The organism is Achromobacter sp. 01N37, from assembly GCF_056399725.1.
Genome location: NZ_JBFTRX010000005.1, coordinates 344,681 through 365,423 on the forward strand (window position 1 = coordinate 344,681; position 20,743 = coordinate 365,423).

Annotated in this window: 15 protein-coding genes; 5 read left to right on the forward strand and 10 right to left on the reverse strand. The window is 63.4% G+C overall.

Features of this window, described 5'->3' with window-relative positions:
- Positions 1-72: 72 nt before the first annotated feature.
- The 7 genes from AC1DSJ_RS13110 to AC1DSJ_RS13140 all read right to left on the reverse strand — a co-directional run bounded on the left by AC1DSJ_RS13110 (position 73) and on the right by AC1DSJ_RS13140 (position 9,396).
- Positions 73-1,032, reverse strand: a complete 960-nt coding sequence (locus tag AC1DSJ_RS13110; RefSeq protein WP_441370654.1) for a FecR domain-containing protein — start codon at positions 1,030-1,032, stop codon at positions 73-75.
- On the reverse strand, positions 1,025-1,555 hold the full coding sequence (locus AC1DSJ_RS13115; RefSeq protein WP_054423860.1) for a sigma-70 family RNA polymerase sigma factor: 531 nt from the start codon (positions 1,553-1,555) through the stop codon (positions 1,025-1,027). Before AC1DSJ_RS13115 ends, AC1DSJ_RS13110 begins: the two co-directional genes overlap by 8 nt.
- Positions 1,556-1,666: 111 nt before the next feature.
- A complete protein-coding gene (gene zapE, locus AC1DSJ_RS13120; protein ID WP_054423862.1) occupies positions 1,667-2,758 on the reverse strand; it encodes a cell division protein ZapE in 1,092 nt (363 codons plus the stop codon).
- Between the two features lie 79 nt (positions 2,759-2,837).
- Positions 2,838-4,265, reverse strand: coding sequence for a dihydrolipoyl dehydrogenase (lpdA, locus tag AC1DSJ_RS13125; protein ID WP_054423864.1), 1,428 nt, complete (start codon positions 4,263-4,265; stop codon positions 2,838-2,840).
- A gap of 129 nt (positions 4,266-4,394) precedes the next feature.
- The gene (gene odhB / locus AC1DSJ_RS13130; RefSeq protein WP_054423866.1) at positions 4,395-5,627 is read right to left on the reverse strand and encodes a 2-oxoglutarate dehydrogenase complex dihydrolipoyllysine-residue succinyltransferase; all 1,233 of its coding nucleotides are present in this window, start codon (positions 5,625-5,627) and stop codon (positions 4,395-4,397) included.
- Positions 5,628-5,730: 103 nt separating this feature from the next.
- The gene (locus tag AC1DSJ_RS13135; protein WP_054423868.1) at positions 5,731-8,598 is read right to left on the reverse strand and encodes a 2-oxoglutarate dehydrogenase E1 component; all 2,868 of its coding nucleotides are present in this window, start codon (positions 8,596-8,598) and stop codon (positions 5,731-5,733) included.
- Between the two features lie 327 nt (positions 8,599-8,925).
- A complete protein-coding gene (locus AC1DSJ_RS13140) occupies positions 8,926-9,396 on the reverse strand; it encodes an Lrp/AsnC family transcriptional regulator (protein ID WP_054423870.1) in 471 nt (156 codons plus the stop codon).
- Positions 9,397-9,588: 192 nt separating this feature from the next.
- On the opposite strand from AC1DSJ_RS13140, the gene AC1DSJ_RS13145 reads away from it, so the two are divergent.
- The gene (locus AC1DSJ_RS13145) at positions 9,589-10,605 is read left to right on the forward strand and encodes a 1-aminocyclopropane-1-carboxylate deaminase (RefSeq protein WP_346552305.1); all 1,017 of its coding nucleotides are present in this window, start codon (positions 9,589-9,591) and stop codon (positions 10,603-10,605) included.
- 81 nt (positions 10,606-10,686) lie between these two features.
- On the opposite strand, the gene AC1DSJ_RS13150 is transcribed toward AC1DSJ_RS13145, so the two are convergent.
- Positions 10,687-11,892, reverse strand: coding sequence for a urate hydroxylase PuuD (locus AC1DSJ_RS13150; RefSeq protein ID WP_175169640.1), 1,206 nt, complete (start codon positions 11,890-11,892; stop codon positions 10,687-10,689).
- A 296-nt stretch (positions 11,893-12,188) separates the two neighbouring features.
- A complete protein-coding gene (gene uraH, locus AC1DSJ_RS13155; RefSeq protein ID WP_054423877.1) occupies positions 12,189-12,539 on the reverse strand; it encodes a hydroxyisourate hydrolase in 351 nt (116 codons plus the stop codon).
- 196 nt (positions 12,540-12,735) lie between these two features.
- On the opposite strand from uraH, the gene puuE reads away from it, so the two are divergent.
- From puuE to AC1DSJ_RS13175, 4 genes are all read left to right on the forward strand, one after another.
- Positions 12,736-13,680, forward strand: coding sequence for an allantoinase PuuE (gene puuE, locus AC1DSJ_RS13160; RefSeq protein WP_476760318.1), 945 nt, complete (start codon positions 12,736-12,738; stop codon positions 13,678-13,680).
- Between the two features lie 11 nt (positions 13,681-13,691).
- Positions 13,692-15,470, forward strand: a complete 1,779-nt coding sequence (gene uraD / locus AC1DSJ_RS13165; protein ID WP_441370653.1) for a 2-oxo-4-hydroxy-4-carboxy-5-ureidoimidazoline decarboxylase — start codon at positions 13,692-13,694, stop codon at positions 15,468-15,470.
- Positions 15,471-15,474: 4 nt separating this feature from the next.
- Positions 15,475-16,704: a M20 family metallopeptidase gene (locus tag AC1DSJ_RS13170; protein ID WP_342066431.1), complete on the forward strand. Its 1,230-nt coding sequence runs from the start codon at positions 15,475-15,477 to the stop codon at positions 16,702-16,704.
- A gap of 284 nt (positions 16,705-16,988) precedes the next feature.
- Positions 16,989-18,494 carry a nucleobase:cation symporter-2 family protein gene (locus AC1DSJ_RS13175; RefSeq protein WP_175169636.1) on the forward strand — a complete coding sequence of 502 codons (1,506 nt, stop codon included), beginning with the start codon at positions 16,989-16,991 and terminating at the stop codon, positions 18,492-18,494.
- A gap of 41 nt (positions 18,495-18,535) precedes the next feature.
- Here the strand turns inward: AC1DSJ_RS13175 and AC1DSJ_RS13180 are convergent, their stop codons facing one another.
- Positions 18,536-20,587 carry an OPT family oligopeptide transporter gene (locus tag AC1DSJ_RS13180; RefSeq protein WP_441370652.1) on the reverse strand — a complete coding sequence of 684 codons (2,052 nt, stop codon included), beginning with the start codon at positions 20,585-20,587 and terminating at the stop codon, positions 18,536-18,538.
- Positions 20,588-20,743 lie beyond the last annotated feature (156 nt).

Here is a 20,743-nt window from a genome sequence, read left to right on the forward strand (position 1 = left end):
CGGTGGTCTATCTCTGCCTTTCCGTATGGGGATCAAAAACCTGCAATGCGTCGGGCAAAAAAGTTGTAACGGTCAAATCTGACGCGGGCTCACTTGCAGCCAATATTGCGTGTGCCGCGTTACGGTGACGGCCAGCGCGGGTTCCAGCGCCTTCAGCGCGCGTTCGGCGTCGTCCAGCGGGAACACGCCTGACAACTGCAACGCGGCCACGGCCGGGTCCACGCGAATCACGCCCATGCGTTGGCGCGCCAGATACTGCGCGAAATAATCCAGCCGCCATTCCTTGGCCACCACCAGGCCGTCGACCCAGGCCAGCCGGTCGGGGTCCGACGCGTTGCGGTGAAGCAGACCGTCATCTGCAAAGGCCAGCCGTTCGCCCGCGGCGGCATGCGTCCACACGCCGTCGCGCAGCAAGGCCACGCTGCCTTCATACACGCCCAAGCGCGATCCGGTATCGGTACGGCGCAAGTCAAAGCGGGCGTGTTCCGCCCGCAACTCGCCATACCCCGTGTCCACGCGCAAGGCGTCCACGCCGGGACGCATGGCGGTGTCGACCAGCATTTCGCCGCGCAGCAGATCGATGCCGCGCGCGCTGCCGCTCAGCCGCAAGCGCACGGCGCTGTCGCTATTCAAGGTAATGCTCAAGCCATCGGCAACCGCCACCGTGCGCCGCTCGCCAATGCTTGTGCTCACGTCGGCCGCCAGGCGCTGCCAGGGCGTGTGCCGGTATCCCGCCCAGCCCGTTGCGGCAAGCGCCGTCACCCCCAGCAAGCTGCGCAGCGCCGCCCGCCGGCCGTGTGACGGCGGCGCATTCAAGGCCGCGTGCGCCAGGGCCGCTGGCACGCGGCGGGCGTCACGGCCAATGGCCTGCAAGCGGTCCCAGGCCTGCTGGTGCGCGGCGTCCGCGGCCAGCCAGGCCCGACAGGATTCCCGGTCGTGCGCGTCAGCCAAGCCGGATTGCAGCTTGGCCCACCAGGCAATCGCCTGGCGCACGACCGGGTCCGGCGGCATGCGGCCTGCGGCGTTACTCATAGAACGCCGTGTAGCACGCGGACATCGCGCGCACCATGTACTGCTGGACGGAACTCAGGGATACGTTCAGGCGCTGGGCGATTTCGGGATACGTCAGCCCGTCCAGTTGCGACATCAGAAATGCCGCGCGCGCCTTGGGCGGCAAGCCATCCAGCAGGCGGTCCAGTTGCTTTAACGATTGCAGCTGTTCTGTCTGCGTTTCGGGCGACGGCGCATACGCTTCGGGCAACGTGGCCAGATAGCTCAGGTAGGCGTTTTCCAGCGCGGCATGGCGCTGGTGGTCCACGACCAGCCCCTTCGCAATCGTGGTCAGCAAGGCGCGGGCCTCGTTGGCGCGCACGGCCTTGCGCCCTTGGATCACGCGCACGAAAACATCCTGCGCCAGATCTTCGGCGCGATGCTCGCAACCGAGCTTGCGGCGCAGCCAGCCGAACAGCCAGGGACGATGATCGCGGTACAGGCCATCGACAGGCGCGACAGCGTCAGCGCACGGTGCCGATGAGGAAAGGACGGAGGAGGACACAGTTGAGACAGCGGTACGGGACCAAAAGTCTCAAAATCTTAAGTGATAATGACTTGCATTACCAATCTTATGCACGCCGGCCCCGTGTAACAGGGGCCGGATGCGGCATTACTACAACGTCGCGGTCAGGCGGCGTTCCGATTCCAAGTATTCGCGCGACTGCATTTCAAGAATGCGCGACACGGTGCGATGGAATTCATTGGCCAGCGCGCCTTCGGTGTAGAGCTCTTCCGGCTCGCACTCGGCCGACATGATGAGCTTCACGCGGTGGTCGTAGAACACGTCGATCAGCCACGTGAAGCGGCGCGCTTCGGAAGCCTGGCGCGGCCCCATCTTCGGCACGCCAGACAGGATCACGGCGTGGAAGCGGTTGGCCAGTTCCAGATAGTCGTTCTGCGAACGCGGGCCGCCGCAAAGCGTTGCGAAATCAAACCACACCACGGCCCCCGCCAAGGCCAGCGCGCGAATCTCGCGATGCTCGATATGCAGCACCGGGTCTTGCGGCGGCGTGTCGGCCAGGCTGTCGAACGCCTTTTGCAACGCGGCCTGCGCGTGCTCGTCCAGCGGCGTGTGAAAGCACTGCACTTGCTCAAGCGAACGGCGGCGGTAATCCACGCCGGCATCCACGTTCATGACGTCCATGCGCGACTGGATCAGCGCAATGGCGGGCAGCACGCGGTCGCGGTGCAGGCCATCGGTGTAGAGCGTGGACGGCTCGTAGTTGGACGTCATCACAAACGACGTGCCGTATTCGAACAGCTTGAGCAGCAAGCGGTGCAGGATCATCGCGTCGGCCACATCCGACACGTGGAATTCGTCAAAGCAGATCAGGCGGTAGCGCTTGGCGACCCGCTTGGCCACTTCGTCCAGCGGATCTTGCATGCCCTTCACTTCTTCCAGCTCGCGATGCACGCCGCGCATGAATTCGTGAAAGTGCAGACGCGTCTTGCGCACCACCGGCACGGTCGCGTAGAAGGCATCCATCAGGAAGCTCTTGCCGCGCCCCACCCCGCCCCACAGATACACGCCGCGCGGCACGTCGGGCCGATTCAGCAGCTTCTTCAGCGCGTTCGAGCGCATCGACTTGAACTTGACCCATTCGTCGTAATAGCGCTGCAAGCGGTCGATGGCCAGCTTTTGCGCGGCATCGGGCTTGTAGCCACGTTCGGCCAGGGCGTGTTCGTAGTATTCGCGGACGTTCATGGGGCTTAGCTCAACCAACCAAAATGAAAAAAGGGCGGGTCCTTGAACCCGCCCCCTGTCTAGCTCAGGTCAAGGACGCTTAGAAGTTCAGCGCGCGCTTGTCCACGGCCAGAGCGGCTTCCTTCACGGCTTCCGACAGCGTCGGGTGCGCGTGGCAGATGCGGGCGATGTCTTCAGCGGCGCCACGGAATTCCATGATGGTCACGGCTTCCGAGATCAGCTCCGAGGCCATCGGGCCCACAATGTGCACGCCCAACACTTCGTCGGTCTTGGCGTCAGCGATCACCTTGGCAAAGCCCGTGGTGTCGCCCAGCGCGCGAGCGCGGCCGTTGGCCAGGAACGGGAAGCTGCCAGCCTTGTACTCGCGGCCTTCGGCCTTGAGCTGCTGTTCGGTCTTGCCGACCCAGGCGATTTCCGGCGACGTGTAGATGACCCACGGCACGGTGTCGAAGTTGACGTGGCCATGCTGGCCGGCGATGCGCTCGGCAACCGCCACACCTTCTTCTTCGGCCTTGTGCGCCAGCATCGGGCCGCGCACCACGTCACCCACTGCCCAGACGTTCGGCAGGTTGGTCTTGCAATCGCCGTCCACGGCCACGAAGCCGCGTTCGTCCAGCTTCAGGCCCACGGCGTCGGCGTTCAGGCCGCCGGTGTAAGGCACGCGGCCGATCGAGACGATCAGCTTGTCGACCACCAGCTTCTGCTCGGCGCCCTTGGCGTCGACGTAGGGCACGGTCACCGACTTGGCGGTGGCCTTGATCTCGCCGATCTTCACACCCATCTGGATGTTCAGGCCTTGCTTGGTGAACGCCTTCAGCGCTTCCTTGGCCACTTGGCCGTCGGCAGCAGCCAGGAATTCCGGCATGGCTTCCAGGATCGTGACTTCCGAACCCAGGCGGCGCCACACGCTGCCCATTTCCAGGCCGATCACGCCAGCGCCGATCACGCCCAGCGTCTTCGGCACGGCGCCGATGTTCAGTGCGCCGTCGTTGGACAGCACGACCTTTTCGTCAAACGGCAGGCCGGGCAATTCACGCGCCGACGAACCCGTTGCCACCACGACGTGCTTGGCAACCAGGTCTTCTTCGGCGGTGCCGGTGACCTTGATGGCCCAGCCGCCTTCCACTTGGCCGCTGAACTGGCCCTTGCCGTGGAAGAACGTGACCTTGTTCTTCTTGAACAGGTACAGGATGCCGTCGTTGTTTTGCTTGACCACCGTGTTCTTGCGGCCGATCAGCGTATCGAGCTTCAGGCTCACGCCCTTGACTTCGATGCCGTGCTCGGCGAAGTGGTGGTTGGCTTGTTCGAAGTGCTCGGACGATTGCAGCAGCGCCTTGGACGGGATGCAACCGACGTTGGTGCACGTACCGCCAGGAGCCGGGCCGCCTTGGCCGTTCTGCCAGGCGTCGATGCAAGCGACCGACATGCCGAGTTGCGCTGCGCGAATGGCGGCGATGTAGCCGCCAGGGCCTGCGCCGATCACGACGACGTCAAATTGTTTGGACATAGTGTTCTCGCGAATGAGTGTGGGGTGGAACACGCCCCGCCCGGTGTTTGCGAGCCGGAGGCCAGCCGTGGGCCGGCCGGGGCGCCGCGATCCGGAAGGCCCGGTGCGGCGCCGCGCGGAGCGTCGAGATTACAGGTCCAGCAACAGGCGCTGCGGATCTTCCAGGGCGTCCTTCATGGCGACCAGGCCCAGCACGGCTTCGCGGCCGTCGATGATGCGGTGGTCGTAGGACAGCGCCAGGTAGTTCATCGGGCGGATGACGATCTGGCCGTTTTCGACAACAGCGCGATCCTTGGTGGCGTGCACGCCCAGGATGGCCGATTGCGGCGGGTTGATGATCGGGGTCGACAGCATCGAACCGAACACGCCACCGTTGGAGATCGAGAACGTGCCGCCGGTCATTTCTTCAATGCCCAGCTTGCCGTCAGCGGCGCGGCGGCCGAAGTCAGCGATGGTCTTTTCGATTTCAGCGATGGACAGCTGGTCGGCGTTGCGCAGGATCGGCACCACCAGGCCACGCGGGCTGCCGACAGCGATACCGATGTCGAAGTAGCCGTGATAGATGATGTCCTTGCCGTCGATCGACGCGTTGATCAGCGGGTACTTCTTCAGGGCGGCAACGGCGGCCTTGACGAAGAACGACATGAAACCCAGCTTGATGCCGTGTTCCTTTTCGAACTTGTCCTTGTACTTGCTGCGCAGATCGATGACCGCTTGCATGTTCACTTCGTTGAACGTGGTCAGGATTGCGTTTTCTTGCTGCGATTGCAGCAGGCGTTCGGCGATGCGGGCGCGCAGGCGGCTCATCGGCACGCGCTGTTCCGGACGGCCGTCCAGCGACAGCGTGGTCGGGGCCGGAGCAGCCGGGGCCTTGGCAGGCGCAGCCTTGGCGGCGGGTGCGCTGGCGGCCAGGGCGTCGCCCTTGGTCACGCGGCCGTCACGGCCGGTGCCCGACACGGAAGCGGCGTCAACGCCCTTCTCGGCCAGGATCTTGGCAGCGGCGGGCGAGGCCACGCCAGCAGCGGCGGACGAGGCCGGGGCTGCAGCGGCCGGAGCGGCAGCGGCTTGTTCAGCGGCCTTGGGGGCAGCGGCGGGAGCGGTCGCGGCGGAGGCAGCCTTGGCGGCGGTGTCGATACGGGCCAGCACTTCGCCCGAGGTCACGGTGCTGCCATCGCCCTTGACGATTTCAGCCAGCACGCCCGAAGCGGGAGCCGGCACTTCCAGCACAACCTTGTCGGTTTCGACTTCGATCAGGATTTCGTCCGCTTCAACGGCAGCGCCCGGCTGCTTCTTCCAGGTCAGCAGGGTCGCTTCGGAAACGGATTCGGAAAGTTGGGGGACGACGACGTCGGTAATAGCCATTTTGTTTGTTCCGTAAAGTTTGTGTTCTGGTCACGCGGCGCGGCAAGGTTCGAAATCGAGTTCCAAAACGCTTGCCGCGCGCGGCGCATGCATCAAGTCAGGGTTACTTCGTCAACATGACCTTGAACTTGGGCGCGAAAGCCGTTTCGATCAGGGCCTTCTGCTGCTCCTGGTGCTTGGCCAGGTAGCCCACGGCCGGCGATGCCGACGCGGCGCGGCCGGCGTAGCCCAGCTTCTGGCCTTCCACCATGTTCTCGTACACGTGATGCTGAACGTAGAACCAGGCGCCTTGGTTCTGCGGTTCGTCCTGAACCCAGATCACTTCGGTGGCCTTCGGGTACTTGCGCAGTTCCGTTTCAAACGACTTGTGCGCAAACGGGTACAGCTGCTCGACGCGGACGATGGCGACGTTGTCGGCGCCACGCTCACGGCGGGCGTTGACCAAGTCGTAATACACCTTGCCCGAGCAAGCCAGAACGCGCTTGACCTTGCTGGCGTCGATGGTGTCGTCGACTTCGCCGATCACCGGCTGGAAGCTGCCGCCTGCCAGATCGGTCAGGGGGGAGCCGGCGTCCTTGTTACGCAGCAGCGACTTCGGCGTGAACAGCACCAGCGGCTTGCGGAACGGGCGGATCATCTGGCGGCGCAGAACGTGGAAGATCTGCGAGGCAGAGGTCGGCTGGACCACTTGCATGTTGTTGTCGGCGCACAGTTGCAGGAAGCGCTCGATGCGGCCCGACGAGTGCTCGGGGCCTTGGCCTTCGTAGCCGTGCGGCAGCATCAGGGTCAGGCCCGACTGGCGGCCCCACTTGGCTTCGCCGGAGCTGATGAACTGATCGATCACGACCTGGGCGCCGTTGACGAAGTCGCCAAACTGGCCTTCCCAGATGGTCAGCGTGTTCGGTTCAGCGCTGGAGTAACCGTATTCAAAGGCCAGCACCGCCTCTTCGGACAGCACGGAGTCGATGACGGTGAACGGGGCCTGGCCTTCCGACACGTTCTGCAGCGGAATGTAGGTGCCGTCGTTCCAGCGTTCGCGGTTCTGGTCGTGCAGCACGGCGTGGCGGTGCGTGAACGTGCCACGGCCCGAGTCCTGGCCGGTGATGCGGATGGCGTAGCCCGAGGACACCAGGGTCGCAAAAGCGAGGTGTTCGCCCATGCCCCAGTCCAGGTTCAATTCGCCCTTGGCCATCGTGCGGCGGTCGTTCAGCAGCTTGGCGACCAGCGGGTGCACCGTGAAGCCTTCCGGAACCGTCGTGATGCGTTCGCCGATGCGCTTCAACTCAGCCAGCGGCACAGCCGTGTCGGCCTGGTCGGTCCACTTGGCGCCCAGGAACGGGGACCAGTCGATTGCGTACTTGCTCTTGTAGTCGGTCAGCACGGGTTCGATCGTGCGCTGGCCGTCTTCCATCAGCTGACGGTAGTCCTTGACCAGTTGATCGGCTTCGCCTTCAGCCAGCACGCCTTGCGTGGTCAGCTTGTCGGCATACAGCTTGCGCGTGCCGGGGTGATGGCCGATACGCTTGTACATCAGGGGCTGCGTCAGCGACGGGGTGTCTTGCTCGTTGTGGCCCAGCTTGCGGAAGCAAACGATGTCCACGACGATGTCGTGACGGAATTGCAGACGGTAGTCCAGCGCCAGCTTGGTGACGAACACCACGGCTTCGGGGTCGTCGCCGTTGACGTGGAACACCGGGGCTTCGATCATCTTGACGACGTCGGTGCAATACAGCGTCGAACGCGAGTCACGCGGGTCAGACGTCGTGAAGCCGATCTGGTTGTTGATGACGATGTGCAGCGTGCCGCCCGTACCGTAGCCGCGCGTCTGGGCCAGGTTCAGGGTTTCCATGACCACGCCTTGGCCGGCGAAAGCCGCGTCGCCGTGCACCAGCACCGGCAGCACGGACTTGCCTTCGGCGTCACCGCGGCGTTCCTGGCGAGCGCGCACGCTGCCTTCGACCACGGGGTTGACGATTTCAAGGTGAGACGGGTTGAACGCCAACGACAGGTGGACCGGGCCGCCACGGGTGGACAGGTCGGAGGAGAAGCCGTTGTGGTACTTCACGTCGCCGTCGGTCAGGCCTTCGGCGTGCTTGCCTTCGAACTCGGCGAACAGGTCGCCAGGCATCTTGCCCATGATGTTCACGAGCAGGTTCAGGCGGCCGCGGTGGGCCATGCCGACCACGATTTCCTGGACGCCGTTTTCACCGGCGTGGTTCACCACTTCGTCCATCGAGGCGATGAAGCTTTCGCCGCCTTCCAGCGAGAAACGCTTCTGGCCGACGTACTTGGTGTGCAGGAAGCGCTCGAGGCCTTCGGACTCGGTCAGCTGCTGCAGGATGTGGCGCTTTTCTTCGACCGAGTAGGTCGGCGCACCCAACGTGGTTTCCAGGCGTTCCTGAATCCAGCGCTTGGCGGCGGGGTCGGAGATGTGCGTGAATTCAGCACCGATGCTGCGGCAATACGTGTCGCGCAGCGCCTTCAGGATGTCGCGCAGCGTCATGGTGCTGGCGGTCGTGAAGTAGGTGTTGGTGGCCGAGTAGGTTTGATCCAGATCGGCTTCGGTCAGGCCGTAGAAGGCGGGATCGAGTTCCGGGATCGGCGGGCGCTCTTGGCGCTTGAGCGGGTCCAGATCGGCCCAGCGCGAACCCAGCGAACGGTAGGCGGCAATCAGCGATTGCACCGACACTTGCTTGCTGGCGACGCTCAGATCGGGTTCGGCCGTACGTTGCACAAAGGCATTGGCCTTGGCGCGCTGGGCGAACGATTCGACGATGGGAGCGTGGGCCTGGTCGCGAGTGGATTCCTGGCCGTCGGTAGCGGGAGCGTGCTGCAACTGGTCGAAATATTCGCGCCAGTTATCAGGAACCGAACCGGGATTGTCGAGGTAGGCTTCGTAAAGCTCCTCAACATACGGGGCGTTACCCCCAAAGAGATAAGACGTGGATAGAGATTCTATTTCCGAAGACATATCGCTTCACCTTTACGAGTGCTTCACTCGACACGATGCAGGAAAACCTTCCGCAGCACGGGCTTCCCGTTAAGCGGATAGCAGGGGCAGAAGGCGCGTACAAGCCTTGAAAGCCGTATGCCGAGCAGTATAACCCTTTGAGTTTACGGCCGTCTTCCTGCATTTCTGTGATGCAAAAGCCGATTCGGAATGCCGCCATGCGGCTTTGGAATGTCCTGGCAACCCCTGACATTGCGCCGTCTACGCACCATCAAATTCTGTTAATCCAAAATGCCGCAGCGCGTCATTTTTTAGCCGCTAAAAGAAGAGTGTTGCGCATTAGCCGCGTCACACCGGCAACGCGGTCGTCGACAAGATCTCTTTCAGCACGAAAAAAGTACGAATCTGGCGCACGCCAGGCAGCTTGATGATCTCGCCCGCATGCAGCTTGTTGAAGCGTTCAAGATCCCGTATGCGCAGCATCAGAAAGTAGTCGAACTCGCCGGCCACCAAGTGGCATTCCAGGCAGCCGCTGATGCCGCGCGCCGCTTCTTCAAAGTCGGTGAAGGACTCGGGCGTGGAGCGGTCCAGCACCACGCCCACGATGACGAGCGTGGCCATGTCGACGTCAGCCGGTTCCAACAACGCGACCGTCTTTTTGATGACGCCTTCGGCCTTCAATTTTTCAACGCGCCGCAGGCACGCGGCCGGACTCAAATGCACGCGCGTGCTCAGATCCAGATTGGTGATCTGCGCATCGTCTTGCAAGACGCGCAAGATGTGGCGGTCGATGCGGTCCAGACTTGCGAGCGCGGCCATTTGATACGTCCCTAAAAATTTAATTTCGTATTTGTTTTTATATTCGAAATATTTATTCTCAGGCAACGATTATTAAAACCCTTAAATGACGGAACGGATAAAAATACGCAATTGACCGCATATCGCTGCGATTCCTATGATTTTTCCATCCGCGCCACCCCGCCGGCCGGAACGTCACCCTCAGGAGTCCGCATGGATCTGCAACGCTTTCCCCGTCATCGCCTGACCTTTGGCGACACCCCCATCGAAAAGCTCAACCGCCTGTCCGCGCACTTAGGCGGCAAGGTCGAGATCTACGCCAAGCGCGAAGACTGCAACAGCGGCCTGGCGTTCGGCGGCAACAAGCTGCGCAAGCTGGAATACCTGATTCCGCAGGCGCTTGAGCAAGGCTGCGACACGCTGGTGACGATCGGCGGCATCCAGTCCAACCACACCCGCATGGTGGCCGCGGTGGCCGCCAAGCTGGGGCTGGCCTGCGTGCTGGTTCAGGAAAACTGGGTGGACTATTCGGATGCGGTCTACGACCGCGTCGGCAACATCATGATGAGCCGCCTGATGGGCGCCGATGTGCGGCTGGTGGACCAGGGCTTTGATATCGGCTTTCGGCGCAGCTGGGAAGAAGCGCTGGAAGACGTCAGAAAGCGCGGCGGCAAGCCCTACGCCATTCCGGCCGGCGCGTCCGACCACGAACTGGGCGGGCTGGGCTATGTGGGCTTCGCCGAGGAAGTGCGGCGTCAGGAAGCCGAGCTGGGTTTCAAGTTCGACTACATCGTCGTGTGCGCCGTCACTGGCAGCACGCAAGCGGGCATGGTGGTGGGCTTTGCGGCTGATGGCCGCGCCGACCGCGTGATTGGCATCGATGCGTCCGCCACGCCGGATCAAACGCGTGCGCAGATTCTGCGTATTGCGCGGCGCACCGCCGACATGGTCGGGCTGGAACAAGGCATTGCCGACAGCGACGTGGTGCTGGACACGCGCTATGCCTATCCCGCCTATGGCCTGCCATCCGCAGAAACCAACGAAGCCATCCGCACCTGCGCGCGGCTGGAAGGCATGATGACCGACCCGGTGTACGAGGGGAAGTCCATGCAGGGGATGATGGACATCATCCGCCGCGGCGAAATTCCCGCCGGGTCGAAGGTTCTGTATGCGCACCTGGGAGGGGTGCCGGCGATCAACGCCTATAGCTTTCTGTACCGCAACGGCTGAAGACGGCTACCCGGCGCAAGGCTTCGGTTCCATGGGCTGGCCGGCGGGCGACTTGCGCTGAACCGGCCCGCCCTGCCCGCTTCAGTTCGTCTTGGCTCCCGCCTGGAACCAGGCGCCGATCAACGCGCGTTCGTCGTCGGTCATGCCGGTGGAATTGGCCATTGGCATGATTTTCGACACGACCACTTGCTGGTAGACGGCTTGCGCGTGGGTGGCGATCTGCTCCACGGAATCCAGCCGCACGTTCTTCATCTGCACCTGCGCGCCGTGGCAGAGCAGGCAGCGCTGGTCGAACACCTGGCGCACTTGCGTGAACGCGACGTCGGCGGGCGGCGCCACGGCCGCAGACGCCGCCACCGGCGCGGGCCGCATCCAGATGATGGTCAGGCCCAGCACCGCGATACCCAGCAACACATACGGCAGCGGATTGCGCGCATTGCCCAGCTTGAAACGATGGCGCACCACGAAGAACTGGCGTATCGCCGCGCCGCCCAGCATGATCAGCAGCAGCACGATCCAGTTGTACTGATGGGTGTAGGTAAAGCTGTAGTGGTTGCTCATCATCGTGAACACCACCGGCAGCGTGAAGTAGGTGTTGTGCACGCTACGCTGCTTGCCGCGCTGGCCGTTGACCGGGTCGACGGGCTTGCCCGCCCGCATCGCCGCCACGTTCTTCCTTTGACCGGGAATGATCCAGAAGAACACGTTGCCGCTCATGGTGGTGGCCATCATGGCGCCCACCAGCAGGAACGCCGCGCGGCCCGCAAACCAATGGCAGGCCAGCCACGACGCCAACGCAATAAACACCGCGATCAACACACCGACAATGGTGTCGCCATGTTTGCCACGGCCGAACAGCCGGCAGATGCCGTCGTAGACAATCCAGAACACGACAAAGAAGGCCAGCGCCACCGCCACGGCGGTCGAGGGCTGCCAGTCCATTTTTGAACGATCAATGAGATAGGTGCTGGCGTTCCACAGGTACGACATGGTGAACAGCGCAAAGCCGGTCAGCCATGTGCTGTAGCTTTCCCAGAACGACCAATGCAGATGATCGGGCAGCTTCTTGGGTTGCACCGCGTACTTCTGCATGTTGTAGAAGCCGCCGCCGTGCACCGCCCATTGCTCGCCGCCTACGCCTTTGTCCAGCGATTCCGCGTCGCGCGGTTTTTCCAGGCTGTTGTCCAGCATCACGAAGTAGAACGACGTGCCGATCCACGCGATGCCGGTAATGATGTGGGCCCAACGCAGCAGCAGATTGACCCAATCCAGGTAGTAGCTTTCCATTCACGCCCCCGCAGCGGGCGGGCCTGTAAGGCTCCGCCACACTGCTCACCACCGCGGGCGCTGTAAGCAGAAGACGATCGCGCACAAGGCTTGGGGCCATGCACCGCTGCGATCAAGATCCGCGAAATTGTATGCAGGTTTTGTTCACAAGGCTATGCGGCAGCGCCCGTTTCGGCATCAGGAATACCCTAGGCCGGGCAAGCGGAACGTCGCGCGATGCAAACTGAAGCGCTGCCTGTTGTGCGCGGTGAGCGGTGAGCGGTGAGCCGTGAGCGGTGAGCGAGTTGCGTGCCAGCCTATGAGCCGCGATACGTCGAATAGCTCCAGGGGCTGACAAGCAGCGGCACGTGATAGTGCTGGTCTGCGTGGGCCACGCCGAAATCCAGGCTGACCTGATTCAGGAAGTTGGGCTCGGGCAAGGCCACGCCGCGCGCCTTGAAATAGCCGGCCACATCGAACACCAGTCGGTACGTGCCTACCTTCAGGTCTTGATCGGTGAATAACGGTTTGGCGCTGCGGCCGTCGTCATTCAGCGTGAATTGGTTAAGCAGCGTGGCGCTCGCGCCCTCGGTGGCGTAAAGCGCAACGGCCATCCCCGCTGCGGGGCAGCCGTGCATGGTGTCGAGTACGTGTGTGGTCAGGCCCAATCTTGTCTCCTCATGCCCTCGTACCGCCGGGCGATATTATGGTTATCCTTAATGATGTACATAAATTGTATACAGCTAATTGCTTTCCAGCTATTGTTTAGCCCATCATGAAACTCCCCGTTATCGTGCTTCTGCCCGGGGTTTCAAGTTCAGGGTCATCAACGTCCGCGCTTTCAGGCTATCCGCCCGTCCATTCATGAACACCTACGATTCCACGCTTCCGTATCCCCGCGACCTGGTCGGTTATGGCCGCAATCCGCCGCACGCGCAATGGCCGGGCCGCGCCCGAATCGCCGTGCAATTCGTGCTGAATTACGAAGAAGGCGGCGAGAACTCCRTGCTGCACGGGGATGCCGGCTCCGAACAATTCCTGTCCGAGATGTTCAACCCCGCCAGCTACCCGGACCGCCATCTCAGCATGGAAGGCATCTATGAATACGGGTCGCGCACGGGCGTCTGGCGCATCTTGCGCGAATTCGAAAAGCGGCAACTGCCGCTGACCGTCTTCGGCGTGGGCATGGCCTTGCAGCGTCACCCGGAACTGACGGCGGCGTTCACCGAACTGGGCCATGAAATTGCTTGCCACGGCTGGCGCTGGGTGCACTACCAGAACGTGGATGAAGCCACCGAACGCGAGCACATGCGACTGGGCATGGACGCCATCACGCAACTGACCGGCAGCCGCCCGCTGGGCTGGTACACCGGCCGCGACAGCCCGCGCACGCGCCGGCTTGTTGCCGACTACGGCGGCTTCGAATACGACAGCGATTATTACGGCGACGACCTGCCCTTCTGGATGCAGGTGCAAAAGACGGACGGCGCCGTCGTGCCGCAATTGATCGTGCCCTACACGCTGGACTGCAACGACATGCGCTTCGCGCTGCCCCAGGGGTACTCGCACGCCGACCCGTTCTTCCAATATCTGAAAGACAGCTTCGATGTGCTGTACGCCGAAGGCGAGGACGCGCCCAAGATGCTCAGCATCGGCATGCACTGCCGGCTGCTCGGCCGGCCCGGGCGCATCACGGCGCTGCAACGCTTTCTGGATCACATCGCCAGCCATGACCGCGTCTGGGTGTGCCGCCGGCTGGACATCGCCCGGCACTGGAAAGCCACCCACCCCTACCTTCCCAACCGCTAAGCGCTCCGACCATGGCCTACACGCTGGAACAACTCAACGCCGCCACGCCCGATGACGCCGTGGCCATGCTCGACGGCTTGTACGAGCATTCGCCCTGGATCGCCCGGCAGGCGCTGGCCGCCCGCCCGTTCCGGTCGCTGGCCCATTTGCAGGACCAGATGCGCCGGGTGCTGGACGATGCCGATATCGAAGCCCGGCTGGCGCTGATCCGCGCCCACCCGGAGCTGGCCGGCCGCGCCATGCTGCGCAACAGCCTCACCGCCGAATCCACGCAAGAACAGGATCAGGCAGGGCTCACGCATTGTTCGCCCGAAGAGCTTGCGCAGTTGCAGCAACTGAACACCGACTACAACGCCCGCTTCGGCTTTCCCTTCATCCTGGCTGTGCGCGGCGCGCGCGGCACGGGGTTGAACCGCCAGCAGATCATTGATGAATTCACCCGCCGGCTCGACAACCCGCCGGACGTAGAAATCAGCGAAGCGCTGCGCAACATTCACCGCATCGTCGAAATCCGCATGGCCGACAAATTCGGTGTCGACCTGACGCTAGGCAACGATATCTGGGACTGGCAGGAACGGCTCAGCATTCACAGCGACCCGGGCTACGCCGAAAAAGGCCAGCTCACCGTCACGTATCTGACCGAGGCGCACCGCGCCTGCGCGCAACGCATTTCGCACTGGATGCGAGACTGCGGCTTCGATGAAGTCGAGATCGACGCCGTCGGCAACGTGGTCGGCCGCTACCGCGCCAGCCGCGACGACGCCCCCACACTAATGACCGGCAGCCACTACGACACCGTCCGCAACGGCGGCAAGTACGACGGCCGGCTGGGCATCTTCGTGCCGATGGCCTGCGTGCGCGAACTGCATCGCCAGGGGCGCCGCCTGCCCTATCACCTAGAGGTCATCGGCTTTGCCGAAGAAGAAGGCCAGCGTTACCGCGCCACCTTCCTGGGTTCCGGCGCCTTGATCGGCGACTTCAAACCCGAATGGCTGGACCAGAAAGACGCGCAAGGCATCACGATGCGCGACGCCATGTTGCACGCCGGCCTGTGCATTGACGACATCCCCAAGCTGCGCCGCGATCCCACCCGCTATCTGGGCTTTATCGAAGTGCACATCGAACAAGGCCCCGTGCTGTTCGAAATGGGCCTGCCGCTGGGCATCGTCACGTCCATCAACGGCAGCGTCCGCTACCAGGCGCAGATCTTCGGCATGGCCTGCCACGCTGGCACCACGCCCATGAACCGCCGCCGCGATGCGGCCACCGCCACCGCCGAACTGGCGTTGTATGTGGAGCAGCGCGCCGCGCGCGACGGCGATTCGGTCGGCACGATCGGCATGCTGGAAGTGCCCAACGGTTCAATCAACGTCGTGCCGGGCGAATGCCGTTTCAGCCTGGATTTGCGCGCCCCCAGCGACCCGCAACGCGACGCCTTGGTGAACGACGTGCTGGCCGAGCTTACCGCCATCTGCCAACGCCGCGGCCTGCGCTACGCGCTTGAAGAAACCATGCGCGCCGCTGCCGCGCCCAGCGACCCGGTCTGGCAACAGCGCTGGGAACGCGCCGTTGACGCGCTGGGCGTGCCGCTGCACCGCATGCCTAGCGGCGCAGGCCACGACGCCATGAAGCTGCACGAAGTCATGCCTCAGGCCATGTTGTTCGTGCGCGGCCAGAATTCCGGCATCAGCCACAACCCCCGCGAATCCACCACCCGCGACGACATCCAGCTGGCCGCGCTTGCCATGCAGCGCTTGCTGGACGACGTTGCCAACGACATCACACGCTAAAACCATGACCGACTACGCCCGACTCGACGCCTGGGTAGACGCCCACTTTGATGAGGAAGTGCGCTTCCTGCAATCGCTAGTGCGCGTGCCCACCGACACGCCTCCCGGCAACAACGCCCCCCACGCCGTCCGCACCGCCGAACTGCTGCAAGACTTTGGCTTCGACGCCGAAGCGCACACCGTGCCCGCCGAGCAGGTCAAGGACTACGGCATGGAGTCCATCACCAACCTGATCGTGCGGCGCGAGTACGGCCCCGGCCGCCGCGTGGCGCTGAACGCGCACGGCGACGTGGTGCCTCCGGGCGACGGCTGGCAGCACGACCCTTACGGCGCCGAGATCGATAACGGCAGCCTGTACGGCCGCGCCGCCGCCGTCAGCAAGAGCGACTTCGCCAGCTTCACCTTCGCCGTGCGCGCGCTGGAAGCCGTGGCGCGCCCCACGCACGGCGCGGTCGAACTGCACTTCACCTATGACGAAGAATTTGGCGGATTGCTGGGCCCCGGCTGGCTGCTGTCGCAAGGCCTGACCAAGCCCGACCTGATGATTGCCGCGGGCTTCAGCTATGAAGTAGTGACCGCCCACAACGGCTGCCTGCAGATGGAAGTGACCGTGCACGGCAAGATGGCGCACGCCGCCATTCCGTCCACCGGCGTGGACGCGCTGCAAGGCGCGGTCAAAATCCTGAACGCGCTGTATGCGCAGAACGAGCAATACCAGCACATCACGTCCGACGTTCCCGGCATCAGCCACCCCTACCTGAATGTCGGACGCATTGAAGGCGGCACCAACACCAACGTGGTTCCTGGCAAGGTCAGCTTCAAGCTCGACCGCCGCATGATCCCCGAAGAAAATGCGGCGGAAGTCGAAGCGAACATTCGTCAGATCATCCAGGACGCGGCCGCCTCCATGCCCGGCATCAGCATCGACATCAAACGCCTGTTGCTGGCCAATTCCATGCGCCCGCTGCCGGGTAACCAGCCGCTGGTTGCCGCCATCCAGAAGCATGGCGAAGCCCTCTTTGGGGAACCCATTCCCGCCATGGGCACGCCGCTGTACACGGATGTGCGCCTGTATGCAGAAGCCGGCATTCCCGGCGTGATCTACGGTGCGGGGCCGCGCACGGTGCTGGAATCGCACGCCAAGCGCAACGATGAACGCGTGGTGCTGGAAGACCTGCGCCGCGCCACCAAGGTCATTGCCCGCACGCTGGCGGACCTGCTTCATCCCGTCTGATAAATCGTCTGACTGAACCGGGCACGGCGCCACCCGATGCGCGTCGTGCCCGCGCATCCCCCCTTCCTCTTAAGTCCGGCGGCAACCCTGTCCGGCCTGGCGGCAACCCTGTCCGCGGCATCCCCACGTTCGTACAATTCCTTCATTAAGTAACTTTTCATGTCAATTTAATGCGGGTTTTCCTCTATTTCGAACCTTAACCCTGCCTGTATACATTCCTCGTACACAAGAAAGGCTTTTCAGGATTTTCCCGACCGACATTCCACTCCGCCAGGAGACTTCCCATGCAGGCTGCATCGTCCGCGCCATCCAGCGCGTCGCAAGACATCCATCCCGTTGACCAGCGCCTGCCCAATGGCAAGCTCGCGGCGCTAGGCCTGCAACACGTACTGGTGATGTATGCCGGCGCCGTGGCCGTGCCGCTGATCGTGGGCCGGGCGCTTAACCTCACGCCTGACGAAGTGGCCATGCTGATCTCGGCCGACCTGTTCTGTTGCGGGCTGGTGACCCTGGTGCAAACGCTGGGCGCCACGCAATGGTTCGGCATCAAGCTGCCCGTCATGATGGGCGTCACCTTTGCGGCGGTTGCGCCGATGGTGGCGATGGCCAACGCCAACCCCGGGCAGGCGGGCGCCCAACTGCTGTTCGGAACCATCATCGGGGCGGGCATCGTGTCGATACTCATCGCCCCCTTGATCAGCCGCATGCTGCGCTACTTTCCGCCCGTCGTAACAGGCACCATCATCACCGTCATCGGCATCACGCTGATGCGCGTGGGCATCAACTGGATCTTCGGCAATCCGTCCGGCCCCACCGCCCCCGTCATCGTTGACCCCATCTATGCCAAATGGCTGGCCGACGTCACCTCCCCGGGCAGCGCAATTCCGCCCGTGCCGCAAGGCTTCGCCATCATGCCGTCCATGCCCAACCCCAAGTACGCCGACCTGACCGGCCTGGGCATTGCAGCGCTGGTGCTGGTGGCGATACTGCTGATCGTGAAGTACACGCGCGGCTTCATCGCCAACATTTCGGTGCTGCTAGGCATCGTCATCGGCGCCGTCGTGGCGTCCGCAACCGGCATCATGACGTTCGAAAAAATCGGCCAGGCCGACTGGTTCGATATCGTGCTGCCCTTTCACTTCGGCATGCCGCAATTCGACCCCATGCTGATTTTGAGCATGTCACTGATCATGGTTGTGGTGATGATCGAATCCACCGGCATGTTCCTGGCGCTGGGCGAAATGACGGATCGCGAAATCACTCAGCAAGCCATGGCGCGCGGCCTGCGCACCGATGGCCTGGGCACCTTGCTCGGCGGCATTTTCAATACGTTCCCCTACACCAGCTTTTCGCAAAACGTCGGGCTGGTTGCGGTAACGGGCGTGAAGAGCCGCTTCGTCTGCGTGGCGGGCGGCATCATTCTGCTGGTGCTGGGTTTGCTGCCCAAGATGGCGGCGCTGGTGGAATCGTTGCCTACCGTAGTGCTGGGTGGCGCGGGCATCGTCATGTTCGGCATGGTGACGGCCACGGGCATCCGCATCCTGTCCGGCGTGGACTTCAAGGGCAACCGCCACAACGCGATGATCGTGGCGGTGTCGATCGGGGTCGGCATGGTGCCGCTGATCGCGCCCAACTTCAAGCAATGGATGCCGCACTCGCTGCATACGCTGATTGAGTCGGGCATTTTGCTGGCGTCGCTGTCGGCCGTGCTGCTCAACCTGTTCCTGAACGGCGCCACGCACGACGAGCGCGCCATCATCACGGCCGCCTTGCAAGCCGAAGAACACTGACCGTCGCCGCCGCGGCCCTGGGCCGCGGCGTTTCAAGCCCATCAGGCCAGGCGCATCACCCGGCGCCAAAACAGCACGGCCACCATCACAAAGACCGCCAGGCCCAGGTAGGACGCAGGCTTCGCGAATGCCTCGCCAGCGATCGCCAGCGGCGCGTCCGTACCCGCCCCGCCAATAATGGCCGCCATCAACACCCCCACCAGACTTTCACCAACGATCAAGCCAGACGCAATCAGCACGCCACGGCGGTTGGCCGCGTCTGCAAACTGTTCGTAAGGCTTGCCCGCGGCGGCGGCACGGCGGCGCAACGCGCGCTCAAGCAGCCACGCCAGCACCGCCCCTGCCACGATGGGCGCGGCCACGGTGGGCGGCAGATAAATGCCGATGCCCACCGCCAGCACGGGAATGCGCGCGACGCGGCAAGTGCGCTTGAGGATTTCATCCACCACAATCAGCGCCACGCCCACGGCCATGCCGATCAGGATCATCGTCCAGTTCAATTGATGCGTGAAGATGCCGCGCGCAATCGCCAGCATCAACGTCGCCTGCGGGGCCGACAAGGCTTGGGCGGGGTCCATGCCGTCGCGCGGCATCGCGTCCGCAAAACCGTAGGCGTTGTAGAGCAGTTCCAGCACCGGGGAAATGACTGCCGCGCCCACCACGCAACCAATCAACAGCGCCACCTGCTGACGCCACGGCGTGGCGCCGACAAGCCAGCCCGTCTTCAAGTCTTGCAGGTTGTCGTTGGAAATCGAGGCCACGGCCACCACCGCCGATGTGCTGAAGATGGCCAACGCAATCGCCATCTGCACGCCGTTCTGCACCGCCAGCAACTCGCCGCCCAGCGCCAACATCAACAGCGACACCAGCACGATGGCGACGATGCCCACGCCTGAAATCGGGCTCGTCGACGAACCCACCAAGCCCGCCATGTAGCCGCAAGCCGCGGCCACCAGAAAGCCGAATACGAATGCAAACAGCACGGCATAGGCCACCAGCTTCCAGATGGCGGCGGCCGACAAGGGCGCGCCCGCCAGGAACACCTGGAAGGTAATCACCAGAACGACCACCAGCACCAGCGTCACTACCGAGATCCAGCCTGCAGACAAGTCGCGTTCGGTGCGCGGCGCCTTACCGGCCCGCGCCGCGCCCGCCTTCGTCAACGCCGAGAACGACGCTTTGACGCCACGCGCCATCGGCATGAACAAGGTGGCCAATGTCCAGATTGCCCCCACGCCGATCACGCCCGCGCCGATGAAGCGCACCTGCGACGACCACAGTCCGGTGGCGTACTGGGCCAGTGACATATCAGCGGGCATGTCGCCCATGGCGGTCAGCACCGGCACGGCAATGCCCCACGAGATGATCAGGCCGGTCAGCATGGCCAAGCCCGCGACGATGCCGATCAGGTAGCCGGCGCCGAGCAACGCCAAGGAAAATCCCATCGGCAGACGGAACACCGCGCCGCCCCACGCGAACCAGCCGCTGACGCTGTCGCCCAGCACCCGCAGGCCGCTGGCGGCAAAGCTGACGACCGCAGCCACCGCGCCACCCGCCACGATGTCGCCCATGCCGGTCGCAGCCGGTTTGGCCGAAGCGCCGCCGCTGCCTTCCGCGGCATCTTGCGCCCGCTCGGCGCTACCCACGCGCAGGATCTCTGCGGCGGCCACGCCTTCGGGGTACGGCAGGTCGCTTTGCACCACCATCACGTGGCGCAGCGGAATCGTGAACATCACGCCCAGCATGCCGCCGGCCGCGCAAATGCCCAGCGTCTGCCAGAACGGAAAGCCCTGCCAGTGGCCCATCATGACCAGCGCAGGCAGGATGAAAATGATGGAAGACAAGGTGCCCGCGGCCGAGGCCTGCGTCTGCACCATATTGTTTTCAAGGATGTTCGCGTCTTTGAACAGACGCAGCACCGACATCGAAATCACCGCAGCGGGGATGGCGGATGAGAACGTCAGGCCCACCTTCAGCCCCAGGAAGACGTTAGAGGCCGTGAAGATCACGGTGATCAGTGCGCCGAGCAAGACGCCGCGGAACGTAAGCTCCGGAAGGGTGACGTTTGCCGGGACGCTGACGGGTTGAGTCATTGAAGTCTCCCGTTTGGAATTCTGCTAAACCGCGCATTCTAGCGCTTCAGCGTCCACCCAGTGGTCACCACGCGTAAGCGTCGCCTGGCGGCAGAAGCTGTCGGCAATGGAAAGGCTGGCAAAAGATTATGCTGAAAGCCGGTACATCCGCCCTGG